Raw genomic sequence first — 8581 nt, forward strand, 5'->3', positions numbered from 1 at the left:
GTATTGATTAGAGAGGTTTCTATGAAAAAGATTGTAGTTATTGGTGGGTCAGTAATTGATATATTCGCGTATCCACATCATAGAATGATCATGAACGATTCAAACCCCGGATATTTAAGAAAATCGATGGGTGGTGTTGGTAGAAACATCGCTGAAAATTTAGTTCGCCTAGGATTAGACACAACTTTAATAACCGTATTAGGTGATGATGATGCTGGTATGTTTATTAAGGATTCATGCAAAAATCTAGGATTAAAACTCTCAATTGTTGATGTCGCTACAACACCAACATATTTATGTATTATGGATGAACATAATGAAGATTTAATTAGCGTTGCAGCTATGGATCAAATCGAAGAGTTAAATGAAACATCACTTAGTAAAAGAAAAAAAATAATTGATCAAGCAGATATTCTTATTGTTGATACTAACCTATCTATTGAAACACTAACCTATATTTTCGACACATACGACAAAGACATATATGTCGATACTATTTCCAGTCAAAAAGCTGTCAAAATTAAACCATTCTTATCTAAAATAAACACTTTGAAACTTAATCGTTTGGAAGCCGAATTACTTTCTGGTATCCACCACGAGGATGAAAAAGATATTTATAGAATCGGCGATTACTTTATTGCTCATGGCGTTAAAGAAGTCTTTATAACATTAGGATCTAATGGCTCCTTACATATGAGCAATAAAATTTCTAGATTTAAACCATCATATAGAGTTCCAGTTTTGAATTCAACTGGTGCAGGTGATGCATTTTTTGCAGGCGTTATCTACGCGAAGTTAAATGATTTAGATCCTCTTATTTATGGATCCGCATCTGCCATTGTTAATCTACAAGATGAGAAAGCTGTTTCATCTGATTTAACAGTTCAAAAATTAGATGAAACAATTAAGGAGTACAAATTATGATGAATCAATATATTGATATCCACCCAGAAGTGGAAAAAGCACTTAAAGAAAATAGACCGGTTGTTGCACTAGAATCAACCATTATATCTCATGGTATGCCATATCCACAAAATGTTGAAATGGCAGTCAACGTGGAGAACCTAATTAAAGAAGAAGGTGCAGTGCCTGCAACCATCGCTATACTAGGGGGGAGAATCAAAGTCGGTTTAACCCATTATGAAATCGAGCATCTTGCAAAAGCTAAAGATGTTTATAAAGTAGGAAAAAGAGATTTCGCTTATGTAATCTCTCAAAAAAGAAATGGAGCAACTACCGTTTCTGGGACTGCACTTGTTGCTGAAATGGCAGGTATCAAAATATTTGCAACTGGTGGAATAGGTGGTGTACATAGAGGTGCTGAAAATACATTTGACATTTCAAGAGATTTAGAAGAAGTATCACAAGTCAATGTAGCAGTTATATGTGCTGGAGCTAAGTCTATTTTAGATTTAGGTCTTACCCTAGAATATCTTGAAACCAAAGGTGTTGAAGTGATTGGATATCAGACACAAGAACTACCCGCATTTTATACAAGAGAAAGTGGGTTTCAAGTTAATTATCAACTTAACACTCCACAGGAGATTGCACAACTTCTACACGCCAAATGGTCACTTGGATTAACTGGAGGTATTATCGTTGCCAATCCAATCCCTAAACCATATAGCATGGATTCAACTCAAATTAATCTAGCGATTGAACAGGCTGTTGAAGAAGCAAAACTAAAAGGAATTAAAGGTAATGAGGTCACACCATATCTATTATCTAAAATTAAAAATATTACTGAAGGCTCAAGCCTAGAATCAAATATTGAACTTGTATATAATAATGCAAAATTAGCAGCGAAAATCGCCTGTTCATATGCATCGTTAAAATGACTATATTTTATCCCTAAAATAAGGATATGAAATATCCTTTTTTTAACAGTTCGGCATGAAAACGTTTGAAAAGACTATAATATTTAACAGAAATATAATATAATAGATTTAAGTGGTTTTTTGAAAAGAGGAATTTATGATGGATATATTTAAGAAATGTTATCAATTTGATACAGCCAAAAAAGCACGTGAAGGTGGATACTATCCATACTTTCACGAATTAACAAGTAAACAAGATACAGTCGTTCACATGGAAGGCAAAGAAATGATTATGATCGGGTCTAATAATTACCTGGGATTAACATCTCATCCTGAAGTTATTCAAGCAGCAGTAGAGGCGACTTTAAAATATGGAACTGGGGTTTCTGGTTCGCGCTTTTTAAACGGTACATTGAATTTGCACAAAGATTTAGAAAGAGAACTAGCAGAATTTTTGAACAAAGAAGACTGCACAATATTTTCAACCGGGTTCCAAAGTAATCTTGGAATTATTTCTGCTGTTGCAGGACGCAATGACATTATTTTTTCCGATAAAGAAAATCATGCAAGCATCTATGATGGCACAAGATTGAGTTATGCTGAAGTCATCAGATATGAACATAGTAATATGGAAGACTTGGCAGAAAAACTTTCAAAAGCACCTGAAAATAAAGGTAAAATTATTATCACCGATGGTGTTTTTTCGATGAGCGGTGATATCGCAAAACTACCTGAAATTGTTGCACTTGCTAAAGAATATGGTGCACGAGTTATGGTAGATGATGCTCATGGATTTGGTGTTATGGGACCTACTGGTCGTGGAACTGCTGAACATTTTGGTTTAGAAAAAGAAATAGATATCATTATGGGAACATTTTCTAAATCATTAGCAAGTTTAGGCGGATATGTTGCTGCCGAAAGTGATGTTGTAGATTATATAAGACACAATTCACGCCCTTATATTTTCTCAGCTGCAATTCCTGCTGCAAATACTGCTGCAGCTTTGGCTGCATTACGTATTTTAAAGCGTGAACCTGAAAGAGTACAAGCACTTCATGATATCGCAGACTATATGAGACAAGGATTGAAAAATAAAGGTTTAAAAATTAGAGACTCAAGAACACCGATTATACCAATATTTACATATACACAGTTGAGAACCCTTGTGGCATGTAACAGCTTATTTGAACAAGGTGTTTATGTGAATCCTGTTGTTCCACCTGCTACACCTATTGGCGAGTGTTTAATTAGAACAAGTTATACAGCAACACATACGAAAGAACAAATGGATATAGCGATAGAAAAAATTGCAGCAGTCCTAAAGAATTTAGAAGATTTTGAGGAATAAAAATGAAAGTAATTATTGTTACGGGAGCATCATCTGGAATCGGATTATCAATAGCACAGCACCTTGCCGCAAAAGGCAATAATGTGTATGGTGTATCACGATCCAAGATACATGAGAAAAATATCAAAAGTATCCAAGCGGATGTAACCCAATTTGAACAACTCCAAAAAGCTTATCAAGATATTTTTGAAGTTGAAGGAAAGATTGACATTTTAATCAATAATGCTGGAATGGGAATTTCAGGGAGTATCGAAGATACTTCTTATGAAGATGCTCAATATTTAATGAATGTTAACTTTATGGGTATTTTTAACTCTACAAAAGCCGTTATTCCACTGATGAGAAAAAGCGGTAGAGGAAAAATTTTCAATATGAGCTCTGTTGCATCTAAACTATCCATTCCATTCCAATCATTCTACAGCAGTTCAAAAGCAGCTGTTAATGCTTTTACTGATGCATTAGCAAATGAAGTTGCACCATTTAAAATTCAGGTATGTTCGATTATGCCAGGAGATATTAAAACTGGATTTACGAAAAATAGAAAGAAAAATGCCGTTGATAGTGAAGCATACAAAAAACGTGTTGATAAGTCTGTTGCTGTTATGGAAGAAGATGAAAATAACGGTATGGATCCAGAAGTTGCAGCAAGAGCAGTACATCGATTGGTTCAAAGAAAAAGAATTCCTCTTTATTATACAATCGGTATTCAGTATAAACTTATTGTACTACTAGCTAAAATATTACCAGCGAAGTTTGTTAATCATATCGTAGGTTCAATCTACGGTTTCAAAAAAGACAAATAAAAATCAAATGTTAAAGAATAATCGATGGTGGCATCGATTATTTTCTTTTGTTGCATATTCAGTTTGAATCTCGAACCATACCAAAAAGAGTATTTTCTTTAAAAATTTACAAAGATTTACGTCAAAATCATTGACATTACATTGAATGTATTATATAATAAAAACGCTGCGTGAAATACACGCGATACAAATGATTATTTTGGCCCAATAAAGCCAAAAATAATTTTTAAATCAAAAAATGAAACACTTGGATATGTGTTTGAAGAAAGGAGAACTATTAATGCCAACAATACAACAACTTGTAAAAAACGGAAGAACAGACAAAAAGTATAAATCAAAATCACCTGCACTAGGCTATGGTTACAACAGTCTAAAGAAAAGTGAATCAGACTATACTTCACCACAAAAACGTGGAGTTTGTACTCGTGTAACAACAATGACACCTAAGAAACCAAACTCTGCATTACGTAAGTATGCCCGTGTTCGCTTAAGCAACCAAACAGAAGTAACTGCTTATATTCCTGGTATTGGACACTCTTTGCAAGAGCATAGTGTGGTACTTATTCGCGGTGGTCGTGTAAAAGACCTTCCTGGAGTACGTTATCACGTTGTTCGCGGTACATTAGACGCATCTGGCGTAGCAAATCGCCAACAAGCTCGTTCTAAGTATGGAGCAAAACGTCCAAAAGCTGCAGTTAAAAAATAAAAATTATTAATCAGAAAAAAGAAACATTCGAAAAGAAAGGAAGTAGGTGAACTCATGCCACGTAAAGGACACATCGTAAAACGCGACGTTTTACCGGATCCAATTTATCAATCAAAACTTGTGACACGTATTGTTAATACAATCATGGTTGATGGTAAAAAAGGAACAGCACAAGGCATTTTATATGGCGCATTTAACCGCGTCAAAGAGGCAACTGGCCGCGAGCCAATCGATGTATTTAACGAAGCGTTGAATAACATTATGCCAGTATTAGAAGTTCGTTCACGCCGTATTGGTGGTCAAAACTACCAAGTACCAACTGAAGTTAGAGCTTCAAGAAAAACAACATTAGGATTAAGATGGTTAATCAATTACGCACGTTTGCGTAATGAGAAGACTATGGAAGAGAGATTAGCGAAAGAAATTATTGATGCATCACAAGGATTAGGTGCAGCAGTGAAAAAACGTGAAGATGTCCATCGTATGGCTGAAGCAAATAAAGCATTTGCTCACTATCGCTGGTAAGTTAGGAGAATTATTATGCCTCGTGTATTCCCATTAGAAAAAACTCGTAATATAGGCATTATGGCCCATATTGATGCGGGTAAAACAACAACAACTGAGAGAATTTTATACCACACAGGAAAAATTCATAAAACTGGTGAAACACATGATGGTGCTTCTCAAATGGACTGGATGGCTCAAGAACAAGAACGCGGTATTACAATCACTTCAGCAGCAACAACAGCTTATTGGAATGATCACCGCATCAACATCATTGACACTCCAGGACATGTCGACTTCACGGTTGAAGTTTCAAGATCTCTTCGTGTATTAGATGGCGCTGTTGCTGTTCTCGATGCACAAGCAGGGGTTGAACCTCAAACTGAAACAGTTTGGAGACAAGCCACTGAATATAAAGTTCCAAGAATCGTTTATGTAAACAAAATGGATAAAATTGGCGCAGATTTCGCACGTGCTATCAAGACCATGCATAATCGTTTAGGTGTAAAAGCATATGCAATTCAATGGCCAATCGGTGCTGAAGCAGATTTTAAAGGCATCATTGATGTTATTGAAAAGAAAGCATACATCTATGATGGATCAGATGATGAAGCGAAGAAAGAAGTACCAATCCCAGCACATTTAGTTGACATCGTTGAACAAAAAAGAAACGAATTGATAGAAGCAGTCGCAGATTTTGATGAAGAAATTATGATGCAGTACCTTGAAGGTGAGGAAGTAACTATTCCTCAAATCAAAAGAGCAATCCGTATTGGAACGCTAGCTGTTAAATTTTTCCCAGTCGTTTGCGGTACATCATTTAAAAACAAAGGTGTCAAGTTGATGCTTGATGCAGTCGTTGACTATTTACCAGCACCTACGGATGTTGCAGCAGTCATCGGACATAACAGTTATGGTGAAGAAGTTGTTCGTCATCCAAACGATAATGAACCATTCACTGCTTTAGCATTTAAAGTTATGACTGACCCATATGTGGGACGTTTGACATTCTTTAGAGTCTATTCAGGTAAAATCACTTCAGGCTCTTATGTATTAAACACTAGTAAAAATAATAAAGAACGTTTTGGTCGTGTTCTTCAAATGCACGCAAATCACCGTGAAGAAATTAAAGAAGTTTATGCAGGTGATATTGCAGCAGTTGTTGGATTAAAAGATACAACGACTGGTGATACTTTAACAGGTGAAAGAGATGACATTATTTTAGAAACAATGATCTTCCCTGAACCAGTTATTAACGTCGCTATTGAACCAAAAACGAAGCAAGATCAAGACAAAATGGGTGTTGCACTTACAAAACTTGCTGAAGAAGACCCAACTTTTAGAACATTTACAGATCATGAAACGGGTCAAACAATTATTGCAGGTATGGGTGAACTTCACTTAGATATTATTGTCGATCGTATGAGAAGAGAGTTTAAGGTTGAAGCAAATGTTGCTGAACCACAAGTTTCTTATCGTGAGACATTAGCTGGAGAAGCTGATATCGAAGGGAAATTTGTTCGCCAATCTGGTGGACGTGGACAATATGGACACGTACAGATTAAGTTTGAACCAAATCCCGGAAAAGGTTTTGAATTCGTCGACAAAATTGTTGGTGGTGTCATTCCAAGAGAGTACATTCCAGCAGTTCAAAAAGGGATTGAAGAAGCACTTCCAAATGGTATCATTGCTGGTTATCCAGTTATTGATATTAAAGCAACTCTACATTATGGTTCATACCATGATGTCGACTCTTCAGAAATGGCATTTAAGATTGCTGCATCGATGGCACTTAAAGAAACTCGAAATAAAGCAAACCCTGTTTTATTAGAGCCTATTATGGATGTTGAAGTGGTTGCTCCAAATGATTATATTGGTAACGTAATAGGTGATTTAACATCTAGACGTGGCCGCCTTGAGAGCCAAGAAGGTCGTGATAACGCAGTTGTTATCCGTGCACTTGTGCCTTTAGCAGAAATGTTTGGGTATGCCACCTCACTTCGTTCAAACACACAAGGACGTGCAACATTTATTATGCAATTTTCAAAGTATGAACGTTGTCCTAAATCAATCATGGAAGAAATTATGAAAAAGCGTGGATCTAATTAATCCACTTGCAAAAATGTATATTTTAATATACAATGAATTATGGTAAAATAAAAGTAATTAAAAATAAAAAAACAAATCTCATATAGGAGGAAATATTAAAATGGCAAAACAAAAATTTGAAAGAACTAAACCACATGTTAACGTTGGTACAATTGGACACGTTGACCACGGTAAAACAACTTTAACAGCTGCAATTACAAGCTTATTCGCAAAACAAGGTTTGGCAGAAATTAAAGATTATGCATCTATTGATAGCGCACCAGAAGAAAAAGAACGTGGTATTACAATTAATACAGCACACGTTGAGTATCAAACAACTAAACGTCACTATGCACACGTTGATTGCCCAGGACATGCTGACTATGTTAAGAACATGATTACTGGAGCTGCTCAAATGGATGGTGGTATCCTTGTTGTATCTGCTGCTGATGGTCCTATGCCACAAACTCGTGAACATATTCTTCTTGCTCGTCAAGTTGGGGTTCCTAAGTTAGTTGTATATATGAACAAAGCAGATATGGTTGATGATGATGAATTACTAGACTTAGTAGAAATGGAAATTCGTGAATTATTATCAGAATACGGATTCCCAGGTGATGACATTCCTGTTATTCGTGGTTCTGCACTTGGTGCATTGAATGGCGAAGAAAAATGGGAAGCTACAGTTCAAGAATTAATGGATTATGTTGATAGTTATATCGATACTCCAACTCGTGAAACTGACAAGCCTTTCTTAATGCCAGTTGAGGATGTATTTACGATTACAGGTCGTGGTACTGTTGCAACAGGTCGTGTTGAACGCGGTCAAGTTAAGAGTGGAGATCAAGTAGAAATTATTGGTATTACTGACACTAAAACAACAGTTGTTACTGGTGTTGAAATGTTTAGAAAAATCTTAGACTATGCAGAAGCTGGAGATAATATCGGTGCGTTACTACGTGGTATCAACCGTGATCAAGTTGAACGTGGTCAAGTGTTAGCTAAACCAAAATCAGTGAAACCACACTTCAAGTTTGAAGCTCAAGTTTATGTATTATCAAAAGAAGAAGGTGGACGTCATACTGCATTCTTCTCAAACTATCGCCCACAATTCTATTTCCGTACAACTGACATCACAGGTGTTATTACACTTCAAGAAGGTACAGAAATGGTTATGCCAGGTGACAACACAGTTATGAACGTTGAATTAATTCACCCAATCGCAATCGAAGAAGGAACTAAGTTCTCTATTCGTGAAGGTGGACGCACAGTTGGTGCAGGTTCAGTTGTTAAAATTACAGAATAATTAAAATTT

At 36.0% G+C, this 8581-nt stretch carries 8 protein-coding genes; all 8 read left to right on the top strand.

Annotated elements, in window-relative coordinates:
- Nucleotides 1-924 (top strand): carbohydrate kinase family protein (locus tag QJ521_RS08755; protein WP_282840097.1); only part of this gene is annotated, 924 nt, incomplete at its 5' end.
- On the top strand, nucleotides 921-1838 hold the full coding sequence (locus QJ521_RS08760) for a pseudouridine-5'-phosphate glycosidase (protein ID WP_282840098.1): 918 nt from the start codon (nucleotides 921-923) through the stop codon (nucleotides 1836-1838). The genes QJ521_RS08755 and QJ521_RS08760, both read left to right, overlap by 4 nt.
- Nucleotides 1839-1977: 139 nt before the next feature.
- Nucleotides 1978-3165, top strand: coding sequence for an aminotransferase class I/II-fold pyridoxal phosphate-dependent enzyme (locus QJ521_RS08765; protein WP_430757352.1), 1188 nt, complete (start codon nucleotides 1978-1980; stop codon nucleotides 3163-3165).
- A gap of 2 nt (nucleotides 3166-3167) precedes the next feature.
- Nucleotides 3168-3968, top strand: coding sequence for an SDR family NAD(P)-dependent oxidoreductase (locus tag QJ521_RS08770; RefSeq protein ID WP_282840100.1), 801 nt, complete (start codon nucleotides 3168-3170; stop codon nucleotides 3966-3968).
- A 280-nt stretch (nucleotides 3969-4248) separates the two neighbouring features.
- Entirely contained in the window at nucleotides 4249-4674 is a 426-nt protein-coding gene (rpsL, locus tag QJ521_RS08775; protein WP_282840101.1) for a 30S ribosomal protein S12, read from the top strand.
- A gap of 54 nt (nucleotides 4675-4728) precedes the next feature.
- A complete protein-coding gene (rpsG, locus tag QJ521_RS08780) occupies nucleotides 4729-5199 on the top strand; it encodes a 30S ribosomal protein S7 (protein ID WP_282840102.1) in 471 nt (156 codons plus the stop codon).
- A 15-nt stretch (nucleotides 5200-5214) separates the two neighbouring features.
- Nucleotides 5215-7287 carry an elongation factor G gene (fusA, locus tag QJ521_RS08785; protein ID WP_282840103.1) on the top strand — a complete coding sequence of 691 codons (2073 nt, stop codon included), beginning with the start codon at nucleotides 5215-5217 and terminating at the stop codon, nucleotides 7285-7287.
- Nucleotides 7288-7387: 100 nt separating this feature from the next.
- Entirely contained in the window at nucleotides 7388-8572 is a 1185-nt protein-coding gene (gene tuf / locus QJ521_RS08790) for an elongation factor Tu (RefSeq protein WP_282840104.1), read from the top strand.
- Nucleotides 8573-8581: the final 9 nt, after the last annotated feature.

Origin of the sequence: Peloplasma aerotolerans (assembly GCF_030012175.1) — a bacterium.
GTDB classification, from domain to species: Bacteria; Bacillota_I; Bacilli_A; order Acholeplasmatales; family Acholeplasmataceae; genus Peloplasma; species Peloplasma aerotolerans.